The sequence below is a fragment of the Pseudomonas alloputida genome (genome assembly GCF_021283545.2).
Lineage (GTDB): Bacteria > Pseudomonadota > Gammaproteobacteria > Pseudomonadales > Pseudomonadaceae > Aquipseudomonas > Aquipseudomonas alloputida.
The window spans coordinates 324,260-346,955 of record NZ_CP128540.1 but is presented as its reverse complement, the minus strand read 5'-3'; the positions used below and the strand labels follow the sequence as shown (position 1 = coordinate 346,955).

20 protein-coding genes and 2 pseudogenes are annotated in these 22,696 nt (G+C 61.4%); 10 read left to right on the top strand and 12 right to left on the bottom strand.

Annotation, left to right across the window (positions count from 1 at the left end):
* Nucleotides 1-179 precede the first annotated feature (179 nt).
* From mcpH to LU682_RS01515, 3 genes and pseudogenes are all read right to left on the bottom strand, one after another.
* Nucleotides 180-1,022 (bottom strand): annotated as a pseudogene (gene mcpH, locus LU682_RS29900) (methyl-accepting chemotaxis protein McpH); the annotation flags it as partial.
* 365 nt (nucleotides 1,023-1,387) lie between these two features.
* Nucleotides 1,388-1,690 (bottom strand): cell division protein ZapA, encoded by a 303-nt coding sequence (locus LU682_RS01520; RefSeq protein ID WP_003255684.1) that lies wholly within the window; start codon nucleotides 1,688-1,690, stop codon nucleotides 1,388-1,390.
* Entirely contained in the window at nucleotides 1,687-1,917 is a 231-nt protein-coding gene (locus tag LU682_RS01515) for a hypothetical protein (protein WP_003255686.1), read from the bottom strand. Before LU682_RS01515 ends, LU682_RS01520 begins: the two co-directional genes overlap by 4 nt.
* Nucleotides 1,918-2,183: 266 nt before the next feature.
* On the opposite strand from LU682_RS01515, the pseudogene LU682_RS29895 reads away from it, so the two are divergent.
* Nucleotides 2,184-2,906: pseudogene (locus LU682_RS29895) on the top strand (MCP four helix bundle domain-containing protein); the annotation flags it as partial.
* A gap of 30 nt (nucleotides 2,907-2,936) precedes the next feature.
* Nucleotides 2,937-3,809, top strand: a complete 873-nt coding sequence (locus tag LU682_RS29890; protein ID WP_404943662.1) for a methyl-accepting chemotaxis protein — start codon at nucleotides 2,937-2,939, stop codon at nucleotides 3,807-3,809.
* 108 nt (nucleotides 3,810-3,917) lie between these two features.
* On the opposite strand, the gene gbcB is transcribed toward LU682_RS29890, so the two are convergent.
* Nucleotides 3,918-5,018 (bottom strand): glycine betaine monooxygenase reductase subunit, encoded by a 1,101-nt coding sequence (gene gbcB, locus LU682_RS01505; RefSeq protein ID WP_049588084.1) that lies wholly within the window; start codon nucleotides 5,016-5,018, stop codon nucleotides 3,918-3,920.
* Between the two features lie 295 nt (nucleotides 5,019-5,313).
* Here gbcB and gbca point away from each other — a divergent pair, with 295 nt between their 5' ends.
* Nucleotides 5,314-6,606 (top strand): glycine betaine monooxygenase oxygenase subunit, encoded by a 1,293-nt coding sequence (gene gbca, locus LU682_RS01500; protein WP_010951677.1) that lies wholly within the window; start codon nucleotides 5,314-5,316, stop codon nucleotides 6,604-6,606.
* 64 nt (nucleotides 6,607-6,670) lie between these two features.
* Here gbca and LU682_RS01495 read toward each other — a convergent pair whose 3' ends face one another.
* The 7 genes from LU682_RS01495 to LU682_RS01465 all read right to left on the bottom strand — a co-directional run bounded on the left by LU682_RS01495 (nucleotide 6,671) and on the right by LU682_RS01465 (nucleotide 15,807).
* The gene (locus LU682_RS01495; RefSeq protein ID WP_232014145.1) at nucleotides 6,671-7,312 is read right to left on the bottom strand and encodes an RHS repeat-associated core domain-containing protein; all 642 of its coding nucleotides are present in this window, start codon (nucleotides 7,310-7,312) and stop codon (nucleotides 6,671-6,673) included.
* Between the two features lie 691 nt (nucleotides 7,313-8,003).
* A complete protein-coding gene (etfB, locus tag LU682_RS01490; RefSeq protein ID WP_010951675.1) occupies nucleotides 8,004-8,774 on the bottom strand; it encodes an electron transfer flavoprotein subunit beta in 771 nt (256 codons plus the stop codon).
* A gap of 10 nt (nucleotides 8,775-8,784) precedes the next feature.
* Nucleotides 8,785-10,017, bottom strand: coding sequence for an electron transfer flavoprotein subunit alpha (gene etfA, locus LU682_RS01485; RefSeq protein ID WP_049588082.1), 1,233 nt, complete (start codon nucleotides 10,015-10,017; stop codon nucleotides 8,785-8,787).
* Nucleotides 10,017-11,969 carry a dimethylglycine demethylation protein DgcB gene (gene dgcB / locus LU682_RS01480; protein ID WP_010951673.1) on the bottom strand — a complete coding sequence of 651 codons (1,953 nt, stop codon included), beginning with the start codon at nucleotides 11,967-11,969 and terminating at the stop codon, nucleotides 10,017-10,019. Before dgcB ends, etfA begins: the two co-directional genes overlap by 1 nt.
* 178 nt (nucleotides 11,970-12,147) lie before the next feature.
* Nucleotides 12,148-14,208 (bottom strand): dimethylglycine demethylation protein DgcA, encoded by a 2,061-nt coding sequence (gene dgcA / locus LU682_RS01475; protein ID WP_003255697.1) that lies wholly within the window; start codon nucleotides 14,206-14,208, stop codon nucleotides 12,148-12,150.
* Between the two features lie 15 nt (nucleotides 14,209-14,223).
* Complete coding sequence (locus LU682_RS01470; protein ID WP_003255698.1) at nucleotides 14,224-14,754, bottom strand: DUF5943 domain-containing protein; 531 nt, start codon at nucleotides 14,752-14,754, stop codon at nucleotides 14,224-14,226.
* 75 nt (nucleotides 14,755-14,829) lie between these two features.
* Entirely contained in the window at nucleotides 14,830-15,807 is a 978-nt protein-coding gene (locus LU682_RS01465) for a dipeptidase (protein ID WP_003255700.1), read from the bottom strand.
* Nucleotides 15,808-16,092: 285 nt separating this feature from the next.
* Here LU682_RS01465 and LU682_RS01460 point away from each other — a divergent pair, with 285 nt between their 5' ends.
* From LU682_RS01460 to LU682_RS01450, 3 genes are all read left to right on the top strand, one after another.
* Nucleotides 16,093-16,509, top strand: coding sequence for a lysozyme inhibitor LprI family protein (locus tag LU682_RS01460; protein WP_049588079.1), 417 nt, complete (start codon nucleotides 16,093-16,095; stop codon nucleotides 16,507-16,509).
* A gap of 138 nt (nucleotides 16,510-16,647) precedes the next feature.
* Nucleotides 16,648-17,340 carry a hypothetical protein gene (locus LU682_RS01455; protein ID WP_020193117.1) on the top strand — a complete coding sequence of 231 codons (693 nt, stop codon included), beginning with the start codon at nucleotides 16,648-16,650 and terminating at the stop codon, nucleotides 17,338-17,340.
* Between the two features lie 73 nt (nucleotides 17,341-17,413).
* Nucleotides 17,414-18,031 carry a hypothetical protein gene (locus LU682_RS01450; RefSeq protein WP_020193116.1) on the top strand — a complete coding sequence of 206 codons (618 nt, stop codon included), beginning with the start codon at nucleotides 17,414-17,416 and terminating at the stop codon, nucleotides 18,029-18,031.
* Between the two features lie 3 nt (nucleotides 18,032-18,034).
* Here the strand turns inward: LU682_RS01450 and LU682_RS01445 are convergent, their stop codons facing one another.
* Nucleotides 18,035-18,982, bottom strand: coding sequence for a GlxA family transcriptional regulator (locus tag LU682_RS01445; RefSeq protein WP_011953245.1), 948 nt, complete (start codon nucleotides 18,980-18,982; stop codon nucleotides 18,035-18,037).
* 144 nt (nucleotides 18,983-19,126) lie between these two features.
* Between LU682_RS01445 and choX the strand changes: the two genes are divergently transcribed.
* From choX to LU682_RS01425, 4 genes are all read left to right on the top strand, one after another.
* Complete coding sequence (gene choX / locus LU682_RS01440; protein ID WP_060489692.1) at nucleotides 19,127-20,071, top strand: choline ABC transporter substrate-binding protein; 945 nt, start codon at nucleotides 19,127-19,129, stop codon at nucleotides 20,069-20,071.
* Between the two features lie 123 nt (nucleotides 20,072-20,194).
* Nucleotides 20,195-21,079 (top strand): 3-dehydrocarnitine:acetyl-CoA trimethylamine transferase CdhC, encoded by an 885-nt coding sequence (cdhC, locus tag LU682_RS01435; RefSeq protein WP_010951668.1) that lies wholly within the window; start codon nucleotides 20,195-20,197, stop codon nucleotides 21,077-21,079.
* Nucleotides 21,080-21,245: 166 nt separating this feature from the next.
* Nucleotides 21,246-22,211, top strand: coding sequence for an L-carnitine dehydrogenase (locus LU682_RS01430; RefSeq protein WP_010951667.1), 966 nt, complete (start codon nucleotides 21,246-21,248; stop codon nucleotides 22,209-22,211).
* 10 nt (nucleotides 22,212-22,221) lie between these two features.
* Nucleotides 22,222-22,692: a thioesterase family protein gene (locus LU682_RS01425; RefSeq protein WP_010951666.1), complete on the top strand. Its 471-nt coding sequence runs from the start codon at nucleotides 22,222-22,224 to the stop codon at nucleotides 22,690-22,692.
* The last annotated feature ends 4 nt before the right edge of the window (nucleotides 22,693-22,696 follow it).

Below are 22,696 nucleotides of genomic sequence, written 5' to 3'. Positions count from 1 at the left end.
GTCATCTCCTGCTGGCGCCCGGAGCGCTCGGCGGTGTTGTCCACCACCTGGGTTACCTGCTCCACGGCCCGTCGCAGCCGCTCGGAGGTACTCAACACCTCGCCGATCAGGCTGCGTTGGCTGTCCAGGAAGCGGTTGAAACCACGGGCCAGGTCACCCAGCTCATCCTGACGCGAATCGTCCAGGCGGTGGCTGAGATCACCCGCTCCACTGCCAATCTGAACCAATGCGGCGGTAACGCGGCGGATCGGCCGCACCAGGCCACGCGCCAGCAGTACCACCAACAGCAGCGACACCAACGCGACGGCGCCACCGATCAGGCTGGTCAGCCAGACGGCCTGATGCATTTGCGCGTAAATTTCCGACTCTGGCACTTCGGCCACAAGGGTCCAGTTGAGGTCGCGCAGCGGCAGGCCCAGCGCCAGGTAGCGCTCACCGTCACGGCTGAAGCGGCTGCTACGCAGGCTCTCGCCTCCGGTCATGACGCCTTTGGCCGCGTCCGCGCCAAGCTGCTCGGCAAGCTGGCGCTTGCCACTGAAGGCAGCATCGGGATGCACCTGGATCAGGCCATCGTTGCGCACCAGGAACACCTTGCCGTGCTCGCCAAAGCTGAAGTCGTGGATCAGCTTCGATAACTCGGTCATGCGCAGGCCCATGCCGGCCACACCCACCAGCTTGCCTTCCTTTTCCACGCGATAGTCGATGAACAGAGCCAGTTCGCCGGTGGCACCATCGATGTCGATGTTGATGAACCGTTCGGCGCCGCTGTCGATGTAACCGTAAAACCACTTGTCCTTGGGGTTGCTGCGGCTGAGGGTGCGGTCCAGGCCGTTCTCGTTGTAGTAATGGCCGGTTTCGGTCGAGGCGAACAGCGTAGTAAAGGCGTGGTTGCGCTGTTTGGCGGCGGTCAGGTATTCGATGAATTGGGGTGCCTGCGCGGGATCTTCACCGGCAGCAAGCCAGTCGCGCAGCAGGGTGTTACCGGCAATGTCCGCGGCAGCAACCAACGGTTGGCCCAGCATGCGCTCGATGTCATTGCGGATAGCCTCGATGCTGGCTGGCAGGGCAGTGTCGACCAGGTAGCGGTCGGTGAGGCGGTTCAGCGCCACAGTGAAGATAATGACCACCACCAGGATGCTCGCCAGCAGGGCAGCGCCCATGCTGGTGATCAATTGCAACTGGATGCTCTTACGCCAGATACGCATGCCCCTACTCCCCGCACATTATTGTTTTGCGGAAAGTGTATACACTTGCGTATCCAGTTAATCCAGTGATCTGAAGCAATCAGATGCACCCTGTAGGAGCGGGTTTACCCGCGAATGCGGTGTTGAAGCCACTGACGCATTCGCGGGTGAACCCGCTCCTACGGGGGGACGGTGTACGGGGCTTATTGCTCAGCGATGGTCCGCACGATGGCATCCACCGTGGCGTCGATCTGCGCTTGAGTTCGCGCAAGGGTCTGCTGATGCTCCTTCTGCAGCTCAACCTGCTTGGAGCACAGGTTAAGGGCAGCCAGCACCAGCAGTTTGTCACCGATCAAGGTCGGGTACTGACGCTTGGTCTCGTTAAGGGCTTTGTTGAGCATCCGTACCGCCTGGGCCAGGGTTTCTTCCTGGCCTTCGGGCGCCTTGATCGAATAGTCGATGCCGAGGATCGACACGACATTGATCGGCTGCTCCTGCAGTCTCATGCGCCAACAACGCCCGCGCTGGCGCGCTCGACCAAGGCCTGGATGCGTGCTGCGGTAGCGCCGTTCTTCTCTTCCTGCTCCATCAGCGACAGCTGCAGGGTTTCGTTCTCTTCCTTGGCCTGGGCCAGTTCCTGGCCAAGGGCGGTGTTCTGCTCGATGAGTTGAGCGTTTTTCTGCATCAGGTCGCTGACCAGTTGCTCGATTTGATTCAGGGAAGCTTCCAGCATGGGTCTATCTCAGGTTGTTGCGAGGGGCACACACGATAAAGAAAAGTGCGCCCTATCGCCATTAAATATCGGATTCATAAGGTGTCGAACCCGCAGATTGACAGGGTAATCGACCCCTTGTTCCGACCTGGATCAACCGCCGGTCAGGAAAAGGTTCGCGGTCGCACCATTTTCCCCGGACGCATTCAAGACTGGCCAGTCACGACCGATAGCCCGGCAAGTCATATTTTGTCGCTCTTTTCCCACTTGCCTGGATCCTCCTCTCCATGTCCCTACGCAACATGAATATCGCCCCCCGCGCGCTTCTCGGCTTCGCGCTCATCGGCCTGCTGATGCTCGGCCTTGGTATCTTCTCTCTGGTGCAGATGGGTAACATCCGCCAGGCGGGCGTTGCCATCGAGCAAGTCAGCGTGCCCAGCATCAAGATCCTCGACGAACTCACCGCGCTGAACCTACGCATGCGCACGCTTTCCTACCGCCTGCTGCTCAACCGCGAGCCGGCAACCCAACGCGATACCCTCGATATGCTGGACCAGCGCAACAGCCAGATCGACCGTGCACGCCAGGCCTACCTGCCAATGATCGTCGCCGCCGACGAACAGGCAGCATTCGACCAGTACGGTCAGTTGCTCAACCAGTACCGCCAGCTGGAATCGCGCATGCGCACACTGAGCCAGGCCGATCGCCTGGATGAATTGCGTGACCTGCTCAACCGCGACCTGCTGGCCAACTCCGAGCAGATCAACAAGGTCATGGACACCTTGGTACGCATCAACACTGACCAGACTCGCGCCACCAACGAAAAAGCCGCCAACCAGTATGCCGGCGCTTTCGCCCTGGTGATCGGCCTGCTGGTTGCCGCCACCGTACTGACCTTCGCCTGTGCCTTCCTGCTGACCCGCAGTATCGTCAAGCCGATCGAAGAAGCACTCAAATGCGCCGAGCAAGTCGCCGACGGCGACCTGACCCACGTCATCCGCGCAGAGGGCACCGACGAAGCCGCCCGGCTGTTGCGCGCCATGGCGCGCATGCAGGACAAGCTGCGCGATACCTTGCAGCAGATCGCCGGCTCCGCCACCCAGCTGGCCTCGGCGGCAGAAGAGTTGAATGCCGTCACCGACGAAAGTGCCCGTGGCCTGCAGCAGCAGAACAATGAGATTGAACAGGCCGCCACTGCAGTCACTGAAATGACCAGTGCGGTGGAAGAAGTGGCGCGCAATGCCGTGAGCACTTCAGAAGCCTCCAGTGAAGCCAGCCGCTCCACCGGTGATGGTCGTGACCTGGTGATGGAAACCGTGGGTGCGATCGAGCGCATGAGTGGTGATGTGCAGGCCACCGCCAAGCTGATTACCCACCTGGCAGAACAGTCGCGCGACATTGGCAAGGTGCTTGACGTGATCCGTGGCCTGGCCGACCAGACCAACCTGCTGGCGCTCAACGCAGCCATCGAAGCCGCGCGGGCCGGTGAAGCGGGCCGTGGTTTTGCCGTGGTCGCCGATGAAGTGCGGGCACTTGCCCATCGTACACAACAGTCGACCAGCGAAATCGAGCGCATGATCGGCAGCATCCAGGGCGGTACGGAAGAGGCGGTAGAATCGATGCGCACCAGCACCGAGCGTGCGGAGTCGACACTGAACATCGCCCGTGGCGCGGGCATGGCACTGGACACCATCGCCGGCGCGGTGGCGCAGATCAACGAGCGCAACCTGGTGATTGCCAGTGCGGCGGAAGAGCAGGCCCAGGTAGCGCGGGAAGTGGACCGCAACCTGGTGAACATCAACGACCTGTCGGTGCAGAGTGCTACCGGGGCGCATCAGACCAGCGCGGCGAGTGCCGAGCTGTCGCGCCTGGCGGTAGACCTCAATGGCCTGGTAGCCCGGTTCCGCACCTAGAAGCAGTCGCGGGCACGCCCGCTCCCACAAGGTTCACCGCAGTCCTGAAGATAGCGATGACCCTGTGGGAGCGGGCGTGCCCGCGAAGAAGCCAGACTGGCCACTGGATCAGTAATCGATCCGCACATCCCCTTTCGGCACGCTGCAGCACGACAGGATGTAGCCCTCGGCTTCGTCCTCTTCGGTAATCCCGCCGTTGTGCTCCATTTCCACCTCGCCGCCCAGTTTGAGCACCTTGCAGGTGCCGCAGATACCCATGCCGCAGGCTTTCGGGATCATCAGGCCAACCTTGGCTGCCGCCGCATGCACGGTCTCGCCCGGGGCGATGCGGATGCTCTTCTCGCTGCCGATGAACTCCACCAGGTTGAGGTCGGAAACATCCAGCTCAGGCGCATCGGCTGCCTGCTCGGCGTGCTCCACCGCATCAGCCTTGGCTTCTGGCGGCGTGGCACCGAACGACTCTTCGTGATAATTCTTCATGTCGAAGCCGACCGCTTCAAGCATGCGCTTGACCGCCGTCATGTACGGCGTCGGGCCGCAGCAGAACACAACGCGCTCCATGTAGTCGGGCGCAATCAACTCCATTAGCCGCTGGTTCAGGTAACCGCGGTAACCCGCCCACGGCTCACCCAGCCCGTGCTTCTCGCAAATGATGTGCAGGCTGAAGTTGGGGATGCGCGACGCCATCTGTTCCAGCTCGCGGTGGTAGATGATGTCTTTCGGCGAACGGGCGCTGTGGACGAACACCATGTCGACGTTGGCATTGGTGTCGTAGAACCAGCGCGCCATCGACATCACTGGGGTAATACCGACGCCGCCCGACAGGTACAGCACCTTGCCAGCAGGGAAGTCGATGGCGTTGAACAGCCCCACCGGGCCGTGCACCGGCAGCTCGGCGCCTTCGTGCATGGTGTCATGCAGGAAGTTCGACACCAGGCCACCCGGCACGCGCTTGACGGTGATCGAGAAGCTGTAGGGCACTGACGGCGAACTGGAGATGGTGTAGGACCGCATCACGGGCTTGCCTTCGATCTCCAGCTCCAGGGTAACGAACTGCCCTGGCTTGAAGAAGAACATGATCGGCTGGTCGGCCATGAAGCAGAAGGTGCGCACGTCCCAGGTCTCCTGGATGACCTTGACGCAGCGCACAATGTGGCGGCCATTGGCCCAGGTCTGGGTAGTGACCGGATTGAGGAAGGTATCGGACATGTTCATCTCCAGCGGCCGACTATGGCCCTTTTCATGGCATCGATAATGCGCAAGCTGAAGACGACGCACATTCCTGCCTGCGACATCGACGTGCTTATCGCGACCAGCCCCGTGGCACAAGGGCTGGCGCGTCGTTATTCAAATCGGCCATGTCGCCCATGGATACGGTTCGCGGCGTCTTCGGACGCACACTCCACGGCAAAAGAACTAGCTGTTTTATCTGAAGCAGCCTTGCGGCACCACAACAACGATTAGCCACCTTTTGCCGGCCGCATACGGCCCCGAGGAATACACGATGGACGTCACCGCAACCCTGAGCCTGGGCGATCCACTTGAACCCGCACGCAAGGCTACCGCCGAGATGTTGCAGACCCGCGAGCGCACCTACTCGCTGCCCCAGCCTTTCTACACCGACGAGCGTCTGTTCCAGATCGACATGCAGGAGATCTTCCATAAAGAATGGTTGATCGCCGGCATGACCTGCGAGATCCCGGCCAAGGGCAACTACATCACCCTGCAGATCGGCAAGAATCCGATCATTGTGGTGCGCGGTGCCGAAGGCAAGGTGCATGCCTTCCACAACGTCTGCCGCCACCGCGGTTCGCGCCTGTGCGTCAGCGAGAAAGGCAAGGTGGCCAAACTGGTGTGCCCATATCACCAGTGGACTTACGAGCTGGACGGCCGCCTGCTGTTCGCCGGCACCGAGATGGGTGCTGACTTCGATATGAACCAGTACGGCCTCAAGCCCGTGAACGTGAAGGTGGCCGGCGGCTACATCTTCATCAGCCTGGCGGAAAACCCGCCTGCCATCGACGAGTTCCTGGCCACCCTGGACCATTACATGGAACCGTACGACATGGAGAACACCAAGGTGGCGGTGCAAACTACCTTGATGGAAAAGGCCAACTGGAAACTGGTGCTGGAAAACAACCGCGAGTGCTACCACTGCAACGGTTCGCACCCGGAACTGCTGCAAACCCTGCTGGAGTGGGACGACACCAACGACCCGCGCGCCAGCCAGGAATTCAAGGACCATGTGGCCGCCTCCGCCGCTGCCTGGGAAGCCGAGAAGATCCCGTACCTGCACAAGAGCCACGGCCTGCGTAACCGCATCGTGCGCATGCCGCTGCTCAAGGGCACCGTGTCGATGACCATGGACGGCAAGCAGGCCTGCCAGAAGCTGATGGGTCGCATCAAGAACCCAGACCTTGGCTCGATGCGCATCCTGCACCTGCCGCACTCGTGGAACCACTGCATGGGCGACCACATGATCGTGTTCACCGTGTGGCCGATCAGCGCCCAGGAAACCATGGTCACCACCAAGTGGCTGGTGCACAAGGATGCCGTGGAAGGTGTGGACTACAACCCCGAGAACATGCGCAAGGTGTGGGACGCCACCAACGACCAGGACCGCCGTCTGGCCGAAGAGAACCAGCGTGGGATCAACTCCACGGCGTACCAGCCGGGCCCGTATTCGAAGACTTACGAGTTTGGTGTGGTGAACTTCATTGACTGGTACAGCGGGCGCGTGCTGAACAACCTGGGGGCAGAGCCGGCGCCATACCTGAAAGAAGTGCAGGCGCAGTAGTAACTGATGCACCCGCCATGCTTCGGCAGCAGACCGAAGCATGGCGCTTTCACACCACTGCATCTCAAGGCTGTACTCCCGTACGTATCTCATAAGCCACCGGCTGTATGGGATAGCGCCGCTCGGCAGACGACGTTGCCAATCCGTAAAGCTCATAAGCTGACAAAACTGTGGCGAATGAGGCCACCCCAAAATCAACCCAGGCCAACACCTCGGATTCCGGTGTAATCAACCGCGCGGTAGCCGTACCAATACTCAATGAAGCGCTGATGCCTCCAGCGGCCGACACCACCTTATCCGCTACAGACCATCGTGCGACCGCATGCTCGGACGTGCCGTATGTGAAAACCCCTGAGCGGCTCGCCGGGTAACCACTATTGAGGGCGAAGTCTCGCCCTGTACGGTAGTTCCGGTACATTTTCACGGCACTTATACCTAGATTGATCACTCCCGTGACAAGGTTTCGGACTGGCGCGATGATTGCGGGGAAACGACCACTAGGGTCAGCAAAGTTGACAGGGTCACCTTGGCAGTAGGCGTAAGCATTGAGCCCCCCCTTTCCGAACGGGCTTAGCACGTCAGGGCTTATGAAGCGCCTGAGGCTCGGGCGGTAGAAGCGATGGCCATTGCCCAATGGATAGCTACCTGTCAACGGATCCAGGTGCTGGCCACAGAAAGCCAGCGCTGATACCGGGACTACACGCATGCCACCGTACGGCGAGTAGGCGCGAGGCTCGTGATATCCCGCACCCAATACCGATTGCTGCTGGTCGATGTCAAGCAGGCATGTCGTCATGGTTATCCACACTACTTGCACGATGTGGACAGGGTAATGAGCGATCGTGTGCTTGCGTACTGGCAAAAATGCCAGGCCGCATACTGATCATTATTTGATCATATTGGCCGAGCCCGCATTATCACTGGGCTACAGCGGAGTTCATACACCTTGTCCACAGAGACACCAACAGACTTTGTGAGCAACCAAGCAATTTTTTGCAATCGGGCTGTGGATAAACGGCTCAAGGCCCTGATTTTCAAGAATCGAGTAGGATCTGAGCGAAACTGATCATTTTTTGAACAAACCCCTCCACACCTTCAACGACGCAGCCTGCAGCCGTAACCGAACAGATTATCCACAGACCGGCTAACAGCGATTGTGGGCAAAATCAGCAAAATGCTGACATACGCACAGACGAAGACTGGAAGCGTGCATGATCGTTTTTTGATCAAAACCTTGGAGAGCCTGTCACAAAAGGCCTGTAGACAGGCACAAACACTTTATCCACACCTTGGCGAACAGATTTGGTGGGCAAATGTGCTCGCTCGATGCTGAGCACTGAATGAGGAGAGCGCCCTTGCCGGGACGCTCCCAAAAAGAGACCTCTAGCCCTCCTGCTTCAGCGCAGGACACCCTCTTCCACCAGCAGCTTGAGGATCGCCTCAGCGCCTTCCTGCGGCGAAACGTCCTTCAGCACCTTGCCACCACCGCCACTGGCCTTGGCCGTCGCGGCCTTCATGCGGTCGGCGCCACTCTTGGCCTTGATCACCTTCAAGCGCTTGGGCCGTGGACGGGCCGGTTGCAGCTCGGCTTCAGCCAACAGCTCATCTTCGACAATGGCCACGTTACGCGCCGCCAGTACCCCCCGGCGCGCAGGCCCAAAAGCGCTCTGGCGCGGTTTGGGCGCCGCGTTATCCACAGTCGCCAGCAATGGCAGACGCACCTTCAAGCGACGCCTCTGGCCACGCGGCAGAGCCTGCAACACCTGCGCGGTACCGTTGTCGATCGACTCCACTTCGGCCAACCCGACAATCAGCGGCCAGCCGAGCTTTTCGGCCAGCAGGAACGGCAACATGCCCGACCCCTCGCCAGTCTCGGCCTGGCTGCCGGTCAGCACCAGTTGGGCCCCGGCGTCGCGCAGATAATCGCCCAGCACGCCCAGCACATCGGCCCCGGCCGGTTGCTCCAGCACGTCGAGGTGGTCCAGGCCCATGCCCAGGTAAGCGCGCAAGGCCTCTTCCTGTGGATTGCCCGCATGCACCACCTGCAAGTTATCCCCAGCCAGCTGCAAACCCAGCTCCACGGCACGGGCATCCTGCTCGGCGCGGCGGGCGCGGCCGGAGCTGGGGTGGGCACCAATGGAAACCAGGCTGATCACTTTCGTACTCATGCTCGTGCCCTTATGCCGCGTCGCGCTGGCTGCCGCTGCGGTAGTTGTCCACAGCCTCGATCAGCGCCTTGAGAATCGCCGAACTGTCGCCAATCACCGACAGGTCAGCCCGTTTGATCATGTCGCAGCCCGGATCCATGTTGATCGCCACCACCTTGTCGCAGGCACCGATACCCTGCAGGTGCTGGATCGCACCCGAGATACCCACAGCCACATAGACACGCGCGGTAACCCAGGTACCGGTAGCCCCCACCTGGCGGTTGCGCGGCATGAAGCCATCGTCCACTGCCACCCGCGAGGCACCTTCGGTAGCGCCGAGGGCTGCGGTGGCCTTGTGGTACAGGTCCCAGTCCTTGACACCGTTGCCGCCCGAGACGATGAACTCCGCTTCGGCCATGGCAATGGTGGCCGGGTCGACGGCCACCGAGCCAAGGTCTTCGATGCGCGGCAGGCTGCGCACCACGCTTGTTGACAACTCCACCGGCAGCGCTTCGTGAAGGGTTTCGCTGACCGGCTCGGCGCACTCGGCAGCCGCCAGGATCAGGCGCGGCACAGTGCGTTGCAGGTCTTGCTGGCCGGCGCCGGCGCGGCCGATACACTGGCCGTCCTTGACCTGCCATACCCGGGTTGCCGGGCGCTCGCCCAGCGCGGCACCCAGGCGCCGACCCAGTTCCCCGCCACCGGTGCGGCTGTCGGGCAGCAGCCAGTGGCGCGGCGCGAACTGGTTATCCACAGCCCGCAGGCCTTGCACCAGTTGCTCCGGTGCATAACCTTCAAAGGCCTCGCCTTCGATAACCAGCAGCCGATCGACACCGGCTGTGGAAAAGTTGCTTTCCTTGTGCTCGTTGAACACCACGGCCAGCACCGCGCCGTCGCTGCCGGCCAGGCTGTGGGCCAGGCCAAGCAGGTCGCGGTCGTGGCTGCTCAGGCGGCCGCCAACCATGTCAGGCACGACGGCAATGTAGAACGCCGGCGTCGCCACCTGGTGCAGTGGCAACTTGACCTCGGCTGCTGCCGTGCGCCGCCCGCCCGCGCCGGTGCCCTGCTGGGCGCCGCTGCGGTCGATGCGCTTGATGCCGGCCGGGCCGACAAAGCCTGCGGCAATCGCATGTGGGTTCTTGCGGATGATGCCGTTGGGCCCCATCCAGCTGGTCTGTTGCGTCTGCATCGCGGCATGCAGCGGGTGCAGACGGTTACGGGCGATCCACTCGGCGCGTGGATCGCGGCGGATAATGTCGCTCATCAGTGCACCTCCGCAGGTTCACGTTTAGCCGTTTGCGGCTTTGGGACAGTGGATGCGTCCTCCTCGATCAGCACGTCGGCCACCAGTTCGGCCAAGTCCTTGATCTGTGGGCGCGGCTCGACCACGCCTTCAAGCATGGCGGTGCACTGCGGGCAACCCACGGCTACCAGCTCGGCCTCGGTCTCACGGATGTCGTCCATGCGCATATCGGGAATACGCTGCTTGCCAGGAATGTCAGTGATCGGCGCACCGCCACCACCACCGCAGCAACGGGAACGGAAGCCCGAGCGTTGCATCTCGCGCACCTCGATACCCAGCGCCTTGAGCACTTCGCGCGGGGCTTCGTACTCGCCGTTGTAGCGGCCCAGGTAGCACGGATCGTGGTAGGTGACGCTGCCGCCCTTGTGCTGGCCCAGGTTGAGCTTCTTGGCCGCGATCAGTTCGGCGATGTAGGTGCTGTGGTGCTGCACCTGGTAGTCACCGCCCAGGGCGCCGTATTCGTTCTTCAGCACATGGAAGCTGTGCGGATCGCAGGTGACGATGCGCTGGAACTTGTACTTGGCCAGGGTCTGGATGTTGCGCTTGGCCAGTTGCTGGAAGGTTGCCTCATCGCCCAGGCGGCGCGCCACGTCGCCGCTGTCGCGCTCTTCCAGGCCGAGTACGGCGAAGTCCACACCCGAGGCTTTCAATACTTTGACAAACGAACGCAAAGTACGCTGGTTACGCATGTCGAAGGCACCATCACCGACCCAGAACAACACTTCGGTCACTTTCACTTCAGACAGCAGCTGCAGGTTAAGGTCGGCAGCCCAGTTCATGCGCCCGCCGGGGGCGAAGCCGCCGGGGTTGTCGGTGGCGATCAGGTTGTCCAGCACCTCGGCGCCCTTGTTCGGGGTGGCGCCCTTTTCCAGGGTGAGGTGGCGGCGCATGTCGACGATGGCATCGACGTGCTCGATCATCATCGGGCACTCCTCGACGCAGGCACGGCAGGTGGTGCAGGACCACAGCGTCTCGGCGTCGACCAGGCCATTGACGATCGGCTGGTGTGGATTGCCACCGTGTTCGCCGATTGGTTTGCCAGGGTATGGGCTACCGGCGAATTGCGCGTCAGTGCCACCGGCAAGGCCGATGACCATGTCCTGGATGAGTTTTTTCGGGTTCAACGGCTGGCCAGCGGCAAAGGCCGGGCACATGGCTTCACATTTACCGCACTGCACGCAGGCATCGAAGCCCAGCAGCTGGTTCCAGGTGAAGTCCACCGGCTTTTCCACGCCAAGGGGCGCGTTCGGGTCTTCCAGGTCCAGCGGCTTGAGGCCGGTGGAGCGGCCGCCGCCGAAGCGTTCGGCACGGCGGTGCCAGGCCAGGTGCAAGGCACCGGCGAAGGCGTGCTTCATCGGGCCGCCCCAGGTCATGCCAAAGAACAGCTCCGACACACCCCACAGCACGCCCAGGCCCAGAATGGCGACCATCACCCAACCACCGGTGTTGGCCGGCAGGATTCCGGCGACCGGCAGGGTGGCAATGAAGAAGCTCACGGCGAACGCCAGCAAACTCTTCGGCAGGCGCATCCACGGGCCCTTGGACAGGCGAGAGGGCGGGTTGAGGCGGCGTTTGAAGACAAAGATGGCACCGGTGAACATGATCACCGTGGCGATCAGCAGTGCGTAGCCGAGGATCTTGCTCTGCAGGCCAAAACCATGCACCAGAATGGCCAGGACAGCAGACAGCACAAAGCCGCCCGCAGTGGCCACGTGGGTCTTGGACATGTATTTGTCGCGCTCAACCACGTGGTGCAGGTCCACCAGGTAGCGGCGCGGCATGGCCAGCAGGCCGCCGATCAGGTTGACCTTGGACGGCCGGCCACGGCGCCACATGCGCACCCGGCGCAAGGCACCGAGCACTGCCAGGCCAAGGGCAGCGAACAGCAGGATGGGTAGAAGGGTGTTCAACATGGGAGGCTCCCACAAACAGCTGGATTCTTGCGCCGACCAGAGGGCGAGACTGGCCCCATGTAAGAGCGGGTTCACCCGCGAATGCGTCCGGTCAGGCAACAGTGTTGTCAGTGCTGACGCATTCGCGGGTAAACCCGCTCCTACAGGGATCGCGCCCGATGGCGGCGACTGTTAACGATCAGAAGTCCTTGCACAGGCGCAAGGCGTCGTAGATCGCCGCATGCACGTTGCGCTGGGCCACGCAGTCGCCGATGCGGTACAGCAGGTAGCCTTCGCCCGGCTGGCTGAGGATCGGCTGTGGCTTGATGGCGAACAGCGCCTCCACGTCGATCTGGCCCTTGTTGCGCGAACCTTCCTTGAGCGCGTAGTACAGCTCTTCGTCAGGGCGCACGCCGTTCTCAACCACGACTTGATCGACCACGCGCTCTTCCTTGGCGCCGGTGTATTCGTTCTCCAGTACCGCCACCAGCTTGTCGCCTTCGCGGTAGACCTTTTCCAGCATCATGTCGCCGGTCATGATCACTTCTTTGGGGTACATGCTGCGGTAGTAGGTGGGGAAGGTGGTACCGCCCATGGCCACGCCTGGCTTGATGTCGTCGGTGACGATCTCGACCTGGCTGCCCTTGTCAGCGATGAAGTCAGCGACCGACATACCGGTGAATTCGCAGATGGTGTCGTACACCAGCACGTTCTTGCCCGGCGCTACCTTGCCATCGAGCACATCCCAGCTGCTGACCACCAGCCCTTCAGCGGCGCCCCAGTGCTCGTTCTGCTCCAGGAACGAGTGCCCACCTACGGCCAGCACGATGACGTCCGGGCGCAGGTCCTGGATGGCGGCCACATCAGCGGCAGTGCCCAGGCGCAAGTCAACTTTCAGGCGAGCCAGCTCAAGCTGGTACCAGCGGGTGATACCGGCAATCTGGTCACGCTGCGGGGCCTTGGCGGCAATGGTGATCTGCCCGCCAATCTGGTCCCTCTTCTCGAACAGGGTCACGTCGTGGCCGCGTTCAGCAGCCACGCGGGCCGCTTCCATGCCGGCAGGGCCTGCGCCAACCACCACCACCTTGCGCTTGACGCCGGTGGTCTTCTCGATGATGTGCGGCACACCCATGTACTCACGGGAGGTCGCGGCGTTCTGGATGCACAGCACATCCAGGCCCTGGTACTGGCGGTCGATGCAGTAGTTGGCACCGACGCACTGCTTGATCTGGTCGATCTGGCCCATCTTGATCTTGGCGATCAGGTGCGGGTCGGCCATGTGCGCACGGGTCATGCCGACCATGTCCACGTAGCCGCCTTCAAGGATGCGCGTGGCCTGGTTCGGGTCTTTGATGTTCTGCGCGTGCAGCACCGGGACCTTGACCACCTCCTTGATACCGGCTGCCAGGTGCAGGAACGGCTCCGGCGGGTAGCTCATGTTGGGGATGACGTTGGCCAAGGTGTTATGAGTATCGCAACCCGAGCCGACCACGCCGATGAAGTCGAGCATGCCAGTGGCGTCGTAGTAGGCAGCGATCTGCTTCATGTCCTCGTGGCTGAGGCCATCAGGGTGGAACTCGTCACCGCAGATACGCATGCCCACGCAGAAGTCGTCACCCACTTCGGCGCGTACGGCTTTCAATACTTCAAGGCCGAATTTCATGCGGCCTTCAAAGGTGCCGCCCCATTCGTCGGTACGCTTGTTGACCCGTGGGCTCCAGAACTGGTCGATCATGTGCTGGTGCACTGCCGACAATTCCACGCCGTCCAGGCCGCCCTCTTTGGCGCGACGCGCAGCCTGCGCGTAGTTGCCGATTACCCGCCAGATCTCTTCCACCTCGATGGTTTTGCAGGTGGCGCGGTGCACAGGTTCGCGAATGCCCGATGGCGACATCAGCGTCGGCCAGTTGAAGCCGTCCCAGCGCGAGCGACGGCCCATGTGGGTAATCTGGATCATGATCTTGGCGCCATGCTTGTGCATGGCGTCGGCAAGGTTCTGGAAGTGCGGGATGATGCGGTCGGTCGACAGGTTGACCGATGCCCACCATTCCTGCGGGCTGTCGATGGCCACCACCGACGAGCCGCCACAGATGGCCAGGCCGATGCCGCCCTTGGCCTTCTCTTCGTAGTACTTCACATAGCGGTCGGTCGTCATGCCGCCGTCAGTGGCGTAGACCTCGGCATGCGCGGTGCTGAGCACACGGTTGCGGATGGTCAGTTTGCCGATCTGGATCGGCTGGAACATTGCTTCGAATGCCATGACGCTATCTCCGGCTTACAACGGCTTTGTAACGAACAGGCCATCTTCGTGGCCTTCTTCCGACCCGCCATAGACCTGCTCGGCCACGGTGCGGATCTTGCTGCCGCGGGCAGCGAGAATCTGGTCCATCGCGCCAGCGAACCAGCCGGTGAACATGTAGTCGACCTTGCGGCCGCACTTGCCATAGACGTACACGAACGCAGAGTGCTTGAGCTTGACGCTGCAGGTACCTTTATCCAGGTCGATATCCTGGATCTCGAACAGGCCCCAGCCACGCTGGCTCAGGCGCTTCATGTAGTGCTCGAACACCGCCACGCCTTCCAGGCCATGGCACTCGGCCTCTTTTTCACACCAGTGCCAGGCGGACTTGTAGCCAGCCTTGTAGAGGATCTCGGCATAGGCGTCGGCGCCCAGCACTTCCTCGATACCCATATGGTTATTGACGAAGAAATGCCGAGGCACATACAGCATCGGCAAGGCGTCGCTGGTCCAGACACCGGTCTCGCTGTCGACTTCGATTGGCAATTGCGGGGCGATTTTGGCCATGGAAACTCAACTCCATAAAATTTTTTGTGGGTGCCCCGGCGTTGCTGGCAGGGGCTATCAGGCTTGGAGAGCGGCTTACTCGCCCCAGACATCCTTGAGGACGTTTACCCAGTTCTCGCCCATGATCTTGCGCACCACGCGCTCGGAATGGCCGCGTTTGAGCAAGGTCTCGGTGAGGTTGGGGAATTCGCCGACGGTGCGAATGCCCAGCGGGTTGATGATCTTGCCGAAGTTGGTCAGACGGCGGGCGTAGCCCTTGTCATGGGTCAGGTATTCGAAGAAGTCCTGGCCGTGACCCTGGGTGAAGTCGGTACCGATACCGATGGCGTCTTCACCGACGATGTTCATGGTGTACTCGATGGCCTCGGCGTAGTCATCGATGGTCGAGTCAATGCCTTTGGCCAGGAACGGCGCGAACATGGTGACGCCGACGAAACCGCCGTGATCGGCGATGAACTTCAGCTCTTCGTCCGACTTGTTGCGCGGGTGCTCTTTCAGGCCCGAGGGCAGGCAGTGCGAGTAGCACACCGGCTTTTTCGATTCGAGGATGACTTCTTCGGAAGTCTTGGAGCCGACGTGGGACAGGTCGCACATGATGCCGACACGGTTCATCTCGGCAACGATCTCGCGACCGAAGCCGGACAGCCCGCCGTCACGCTCGTAGCAGCCGGTGCCCACCAGGTTCTGGGTGTTGTAGCACATCTGCACGATGCCCACGCCCAGCTGCTTGAACACGTCCACATAAGCGATCTGGTCCTCGAACGCATGGGCGTTCTGGAAGCCGAAGAGGATGCCGGTCTTGCCCAGCTCCTTGGCCTTGCGGATGTCGGCGGTGGTGCGCACCGGCATCACCAGGTCGCTGTTGTCGCGGATCAGCTTCTGGCTGGACGCGATGTTGTCGACGGTAGCCTTGAACCCTTCCCAGACCGACACCGTGCAGTTGGCCGCAGTGAGGCCGCCTTTGCGCATGTCTTCGAACAGCTCGCGGTTCCATTTGGCGATGATCAGGCCATCGATGACGATGCTGTCGGCGTGTAGTTCGGCTGGGCTCATCAGGCTGTCCCCTTTTATAGAGTTGGGTCGCGCCAAACCTTCTGCCGGCGCTTTGAGGCCAGCATATGCCTGTGCCCCGAGGCGCCCCGGTGCAAAAACGACAGGGGGTTTGCCGAAAGCGTCAATGCGCGACAAGAGCGCGTCTGGCGCGTGTTCCGGGGATGAGAGACAGTCTCGATAACGACATTTGCGACCGGTACATGAACATTTGGTCAGGGAGCTACCACCTGACCTCTGGCTGAGCGAGAATCCCTGCGATTCGACAGCCTGTTGAGGAGAAAACGGATGAAATCAATGGCATGGCTGGTGCTGCTGGCCATCGTGAGCGGGGCCCAGGCCGATGAGGAAGAAAGCACACCTTGCGACAATGTGGAGACCGACCAGCAAACGTTCGCCTGTGCAGCATTCAACAAGCAGGTCGCCGAGCGTGAGCTGCAGTCGGCCTACGACGAACTGATCGAGCGCATGCGTGATCAGTTTGGCGACGAGGCTGGCCTGATGTCGCGAATAGAGGCAGCCGAGAAAGTCTGGAGCCAACTGCGCGATGCAGACTGCAAGGTCGAAACCCATGCTGAACAACCCGGCAGCAACGCCTACCAGATCGCCTGGAACAGCTGCATTGCACAGCGCAGCGATGAGCGGGCGGAGTATTTGCGCAGCCTGGGCTCGCAAAACAGTGACGAGCCGGCACCCGAAGATTGATCAGCACGCGCGAGTGAAGGATCAACTCCAGAGGAACAACATGCCGCTGATGCCCCCTGCGTAATTGCTCGATAGTGCCCCCAGACCACGTGCTCACCATGTGTGTCTTGGAACTCACAACTATCAAGGAATTACAAAGTGGCTGACATCAAAGTTGAAATGGAAAAAATCCGCAAAGAGGGTCAAGAGCGCGTAGCCGCTACCGGCCAGACCATCTGCATCTTCGCTGACAATGTGCCTGCCAACATTGCAGAAGACATCCTGGCCGGCATGCGCTTGATGACCGAACTGGCCAACAAGAAGTTCGACAAGGAGACCCAGCAGCGCGAGTGGTACAACTTCTACAACGATGGCCTGATCAAGTTCGGCTGGACCATGACGGGCGCAGCACATGCCGAAGATGCCATTGATGAGGACAACCTGACCCTGGCAGAGCTGATCACCAAGTCCGTCACCATCAGCGTCTCCGCGGACCCTCGTCGCGCCGCCTGCGCCCGCCGTGTTCTGCAAATTGTCGTGCAGAAACCGGAAGTCAAGGCGCACCTGGAAAAGCACAGCCATAGCGAAACCGGCAAATCGAGCAACTTCGTGGTCGCCCAGTGCGAAATGACGCCACAAGGCCTGCCCGCGATGCACATGACCAGCTTCCAGGCCAGCTACGACTCGAAAGTCGAGCGTGAAGGCGCCCTGACCCGCAAGGTCGACAAAACCTCTACCCGCGTCTATCGCGCTTCGCAACAAGGCACGTTCAGCGTTCGTCACTTCGACGCTGCACGTGACCTTGTGAATGAGAAGATCAAAGGCGACCTCGGCGCGTTTCTCGCTATCTGATTAGCGAGGCCGGGTACCAGAGCGCGCTGGTACCCGGTTCTGGTCATCTGCATCCATCAAGGAGCAATGCCACATGGACGATACGAGCCTGGACACCCGAATATTCGAGGAGCGGCTAAGCATCAAGCCTGCGCCCTGGCTGACACTCGATACATGGGAAGATTTGCAGCTATGCCTGCGTTATTCGCAAGCAGTAGCCAATGAAAAATACTCGATGGAAACCCAGCCTCAGCAATGGTTCACTGTCGCTATCGCCACCTTGCAATCATTGAAATTCACCCTGCTCGAACATACACATAAAACCATTGTGTATGAGCCGCACTTGCTTGCATTAAGCGATGTGTACAGTGGCTTTCTACCCCCGCCTCGCGAAAAAGGGCCTTGGTTCAAGAGCCTCGACGAAAATGTTCAAGCCGCTCTGCAGTCGGCAGGTACGCGTACCTTCACCGTCATGAACGCCTCTTCACATCTCAGTATCGAAATGGACCATGAGGGGGACCAGGTCCCGGTTGCGATCCTGTTTTACGCCTACTGCATTACCGACCCGGTCGAGCCCACCAGAAAGTTGAACCTGATATTCGATCACCTCGGTGCACGCTTCAATGCAGCGGGGTTCGCCCCGCTTCGCGAGGATCTGCAAGCAAGGAATCGCGAAAAGCTAAGGGCCATTCTCGAGCGTGAACTGGATTGAAGCTCACTTTGTACCGCTGGGCCGTCGCTCTTCCCGCGGGCACCGTCCAAACCTCAGCTTGTAGCGCCGCGTGAAATAGGATGGCAGTTCAAACCCGCACGCAAGGCTGACTTCAGTCACCGACATGTCGGTCTGGGCCAACAGCTGGCGCGCCTTGTCCAGCCGTAACCCGAGATAGAAACCACTCGGTGTTGCATCCAGGTGCATGCGAAACAAACGCTCCAGTTGACGCCTTGTCACCTTGATCGCGGCAGCCAGTTCCAGCGTACTCAGCGGTGGCTCGATGTGTTTTTCCATTTCGCCAATGGCATGGACCAGCTTCTTGTTGCTGATGCCATAACGCGCACCGATCTGCATGCGCTGGTGGTCCTGGCGCTGACGGATGCGACCCAGCACGAACTGCTCGGACACCTTGACCGCCAGTTCGCTGCCGTGAGACTGGGCAATCAGGTGCAGCATCAAGTCGATCGAGGCCGTTCCGCCGGCACAGGTGATGCGGCTGCGGTCGATCTCGAACAGCTCCTGGGTGGCTTGAAGGCCTGGATAGCGTTCCTTGAATGCCTCCAGCGCCTCCCAATGCAATGTCGCCCGGTAGCCCTCGAGCAGCCCTGCCTCGGCCAGCACCATCGCGCCCGTATCGATGCCACCGAGCATGACAGCTTCGTGGTTGAGCCGGCGCAACGCATGCAGCAGTTTGGGTGCGACATTGGCCAGTGGTTCGAAGCCCGCGACCACCAGCAGGATGTTGGCCGGCTCGCCCTCCCCCAGGGCGGCATCGGCATTGATCGACATGCCATTGCTCGCCAGCACCGCCTCACCGTCCAGGCTAAGCACCTGCCACCGGTACAACTGCCCACCAAAACGATTGGCCACCCGCAGTGGCTCCACTGCCGAAATGAACCCCATGGCAGAAAAGCCGGGCACCAACAGAAAGGCAATCGTCTCCATCATCCCCTCCTCCACAGAAACTGGTCGCCCCGGTGCTAATTCCTGTCGCTAGCGTGCGCTTGGGCAAGGTAACGCCAGCGTAGCGTATTCACACGGTCCGCAGAGGCCGCCCTCAATAACAATATGCACTGCCGATGGAGAGCCACCATGCACAGCTTGATCCGCCGCAGCCTGTTGCCCCTTGCCCTGAGCAGCATCGTCGCCACCCCGCTTTTCGCCGCCGAGCCCGCCGCCTGCAAAAACGTGCGCCTGGGCGTGGTCAACTGGACCGACGTCATTGCCACCAGCGCCATGGCCCAGGTACTGCTCGACGGCCTGGGGTACCAGACCAAACAGACCAGTGCCTCGCAACAGATCATCTTCGCCGGCATCCGCGACAAACGCCTGGACATGTTCCTGGGTTACTGGAACCCGATCATGACCCAGACCATTACCCCGTTCGTCGATGCCAACCAGGTCAAGGTGCTGGACAAGCCAAGCCTGGAGGACGCGCGCGCCACCTTGGCCGTGCCGAAATACCTCTACGACAAGGGCCTGAAGACTTTCGCCGACATCCACAAGTTCGAGAAAGAGCTGGGCGGCAAGATCTATGGCATCGAACCGGGTTCCGGCGCCAACACCCAGATCAAGGCAATGATCACCAAGAACCAGTTCGACCTGGGCAAGTTCCAGCTGGTCGAGTCCAGCGAGGCCGGCATGCTCGCCGCCGTCGACCGCGCCGTGCGGCGCAAGGAGGCCGTGGTGTTCTTCGGCTGGGCGCCACACCCGATGAACGTGAACATCGACATGGCCTACCTGGGTGACAGCCAGGATGCACTCGGCCCTGACGAAGGCCGCGCGACGGTGTGGACGGTGACGGCTCCGGACTATGCCGAACGCTGCCCCAATGCCCTCCGCCTGCTGGCCAACCTGAAGTTCAGCGCCGAGGACGAGAGCCGCATGATGCAGCCACTGCTCGACCACAAGGACGCGCTGGAATCAGCCCGCCAGTGGCTCAAGGACCACCCCGAGGACAAGGCCCGCTGGCTTGAGGGTGTGACCACCTTCGATGGCAAGCCGGCTGCGGACAACCTCAAGCTTACCGCCAACTGACAGGGCCCTTTCGCGGGCAAGCCCGCTCCCACGGGTACAGCGCCACACTCGGGATCACATTGATCCTGTGGGAGCGGGCATGCCCGCGAAAAAGCCAACACCGACATCACAAGGAACTGCACCATGAACCACGACGTCATCATCACCTGCGCCCTCACCGGCGCCGGCGACACCGCCTCGAAAAGCCACCTGGTCCCGGTCACCCCCAAACAGATCGCCGAATCCGCCGTAGAGGCCGCCAAGGCCGGCGCCACCGTGGTCCACTGCCACGTCCGCGACCCGCAGACCGGCCGCTTCAGCCGCGATGTGGCGCTGTACCGCGAAGTCATGGAGCGTATCCGCGAAGCCGACGTGGACATCATCGTCAACCTCACCGCCGGCATGGGCGGCGACCTGGAAATCGGCCCGGGTGAAACGCCGCTGGCGTTCGGCCCTGGCACCGACCTGATCGGCCCGCTGGAGCGCCTGGCCCATGTCGAAGCACTGTTGCCGGAAATCTGCACCCTCGATTGCGGCACCCTCAACTTCGGTGACGGCAACTCGATCTACGTGTCCACCCCGGCCCAACTGCGCGCCGGCGCCAAGCGCATTACCGAACTGGGGGTGAAGGCCGAGCTGGAAATCTTCGATACCGGCCACCTGTGGTTCGCCAAGCAAATGATGAAGGAAGGCCTGCTCGAAGACCCGTTGTTCCAGCTGTGCCTGGGCATCCCGTGGGGCGCACCGGCTGACACCACCACCATGAAGGCCATGGTCGACAACCTGCCTGCCAACGTCACCTGGGCCGGCTTCGGCATCGGCCGCATGCAGATGCCCATGGCCGCGCAGGCCGTGTTGCTCGGCGGCAATGTGCGGGTGGGCCTGGAAGACAACTTGTATCTGGACCGTGGCGTGCTGGCCAGCAATGGCCAACTGGTGGAACGCGCCAGCGAGATCATCACCCGCATGGGTGGCCGCGTGCTCAGCCCGGCAGAAGGCCGGGAAAAAATGAACCTCAAGCGCCGCTGATCCTTTCAACGATCGCAAATGCGCCGAAGACCCTGTGGGAGCGGGCGTGCCCGTGAAGCAGGCAACGCGATGGATGGCACCGGCCGTGCCGGTGTTCGCGGGCATGCCCGCTCCCACAGGGTTAGCCATGAACCCTGATTACTGTGTTTTACCCTGAGGACCAGCTATGCCCTTTATCACTGAAATCAAAACCTTCGCCGCCCTGGGTAGCGGCGTGATCGGCAGCGGCTGGGTCGCCCGCGCCCTGGCCCATGGCCTGGATGTGGTGGCCTGGGACCCGGCGCCCGGCGCCGAACAGGCACTGCGCAAACGTGTCGCCAACGCCTGGCCGGCACTGGAAAAACAAGGCCTGGCCCCTGGCGCATCGCAAGACCGCCTGAAGTTCGTGGCAACCATCGAGGAATGCGTGCGCAACGCCGATTTCATCCAGGAAAGCGCACCAGAGCGCCTGGACCTCAAGCTCGACCTGCACGCCAAAATCAGCGCCGCAGCCAAGCCTGACGCAATCATCGGCTCAAGCACTTCGGGCCTGTTGCCCAGCGAGTTCTACGAGTCGTCGACTCACCCTGAACGCTGCGTCGTCGGCCACCCGTTCAACCCAGTTTACCTGCTGCCGCTGGTGGAGATCGTCGGCGGTAGCCGCACCTCACCCGAGGCTATTGAAGCTGCCAAAACCATCTACACCGCACTCGGCATGCGCCCGCTGCATGTGCGCAAGGAAGTGCCAGGCTTCATCGCCGACCGCCTGCTCGAAGCGCTCTGGCGCGAGGCCTTGCACCTGGTCAACGACGGAGTTGCCACCACGGGCGAAATCGACGACGCGATTCGCTTTGGCGCAGGCTTGCGCTGGTCGTTCATGGGCACATTCCTTACCTATACCCTGGCCGGTGGCGATGCCGGCATGCGCCACTTCATGTCACAGTTCGGCCCAGCCCTGAAGCTGCCCTGGACGTACCTGCCAGCACCGGAACTGACCGACAAGCTGATCGACGATGTGGTGAGCGGCACTTCCGAGCAACAGGGCGAGCGCAGCATCGCTGCACTGGAGCGCTACCGTGACGACACCCTGCTGGCGGTACTGGAAGCGGTGAAGTCCAGCAAGGCCAGTCACGGCCTGTCGTTCAGCGATTAAGGAGACCAAGATGCCCGCTCTGATCACCTACCGCACCACGGTCCAGGAGGACTGGGTCGATTACAACGGCCACCTGCGCGATGCCTTCTACCTGCTGATCTTCAGCTACGCCACCGATGCTCTGATGGACCGCATCGGCCTGGACGCCGATAGCCGCGGGCAAAGCGGTAACTCGCTGTTCACGCTGGAGGCGCATATCAATTATTTGCACGAGGTGAAGCTGGGCACCGAGGTGTGGGTGCAGACACAGATCCTCGGCTTTGATCGCAAGCGTCTTCACGTGTATCACAGCCTGCACCGGGCAGGGTTCGACGAGGTGCTGGCGGCAAGCGAGCAGATGTTACTGCACGTGGACCTGGCGGGGCCGCAGTCAGCACCTTTTGGGCACACGACTGTTTGCCGGTTGAATCACTTGGTAGAGCAACAGGAGGGTGCGCAGGCGCCGCAATATATGGGGCGTACGATAAAACTTCCTGCTTGAATAA

What these genes read in the sequence shown, in the direction of transcription:
- gbca (WP_010951677.1), top strand. Translation starts at nt 5,314, where the DNA reads ATGGACGTCACCGCAACCCTGAGCCTGGGCGATCCACTTGAACCCGCA.
- etfB (WP_010951675.1), bottom strand. Translation starts at nt 8,774, where the DNA reads ATGAGTACGAAAGTGATCAGCCTGGTTTCCATTGGTGCCCACCCCAGC.
- LU682_RS01430 (WP_010951667.1), top strand. Translation starts at nt 21,246, where the DNA reads ATGCCCTTTATCACTGAAATCAAAACCTTCGCCGCCCTGGGTAGCGGC.
- dgcA (WP_003255697.1), bottom strand. Translation starts at nt 14,208, where the DNA reads ATGGCATTCGAAGCAATGTTCCAGCCGATCCAGATCGGCAAACTGACC.
- LU682_RS01425 (WP_010951666.1), top strand. Translation starts at nt 22,222, where the DNA reads ATGCCCGCTCTGATCACCTACCGCACCACGGTCCAGGAGGACTGGGTC.
- LU682_RS01495 (WP_232014145.1), bottom strand. Translation starts at nt 7,312, where the DNA reads ATGCGTGTAGTCCCGGTATCAGCGCTGGCTTTCTGTGGCCAGCACCTG.
- LU682_RS01520 (WP_003255684.1), bottom strand. Translation starts at nt 1,690, where the DNA reads ATGAGACTGCAGGAGCAGCCGATCAATGTCGTGTCGATCCTCGGCATC.
- LU682_RS01465 (WP_003255700.1), bottom strand. Translation starts at nt 15,807, where the DNA reads ATGAGCCCAGCCGAACTACACGCCGACAGCATCGTCATCGATGGCCTG.
- LU682_RS01515 (WP_003255686.1), bottom strand. Translation starts at nt 1,917, where the DNA reads ATGCTGGAAGCTTCCCTGAATCAAATCGAGCAACTGGTCAGCGACCTG.
- choX (WP_060489692.1), top strand. Translation starts at nt 19,127, where the DNA reads ATGCACAGCTTGATCCGCCGCAGCCTGTTGCCCCTTGCCCTGAGCAGC.
- dgcB (WP_010951673.1), bottom strand. Translation starts at nt 11,969, where the DNA reads ATGTTGAACACCCTTCTACCCATCCTGCTGTTCGCTGCCCTTGGCCTG.
- etfA (WP_049588082.1), bottom strand. Translation starts at nt 10,017, where the DNA reads ATGAGCGACATTATCCGCCGCGATCCACGCGCCGAGTGGATCGCCCGT.
- LU682_RS01450 (WP_020193116.1), top strand. Translation starts at nt 17,414, where the DNA reads ATGGACGATACGAGCCTGGACACCCGAATATTCGAGGAGCGGCTAAGC.
- LU682_RS01470 (WP_003255698.1), bottom strand. Translation starts at nt 14,754, where the DNA reads ATGGCCAAAATCGCCCCGCAATTGCCAATCGAAGTCGACAGCGAGACC.
- LU682_RS01460 (WP_049588079.1), top strand. Translation starts at nt 16,093, where the DNA reads ATGAAATCAATGGCATGGCTGGTGCTGCTGGCCATCGTGAGCGGGGCC.
- LU682_RS29890 (WP_404943662.1), top strand. Translation starts at nt 2,937, where the DNA reads ATGGCGCGCATGCAGGACAAGCTGCGCGATACCTTGCAGCAGATCGCC.
- LU682_RS01445 (WP_011953245.1), bottom strand. Translation starts at nt 18,982, where the DNA reads ATGATGGAGACGATTGCCTTTCTGTTGGTGCCCGGCTTTTCTGCCATG.
- cdhC (WP_010951668.1), top strand. Translation starts at nt 20,195, where the DNA reads ATGAACCACGACGTCATCATCACCTGCGCCCTCACCGGCGCCGGCGAC.
- gbcB (WP_049588084.1), bottom strand. Translation starts at nt 5,018, where the DNA reads ATGTCCGATACCTTCCTCAATCCGGTCACTACCCAGACCTGGGCCAAT.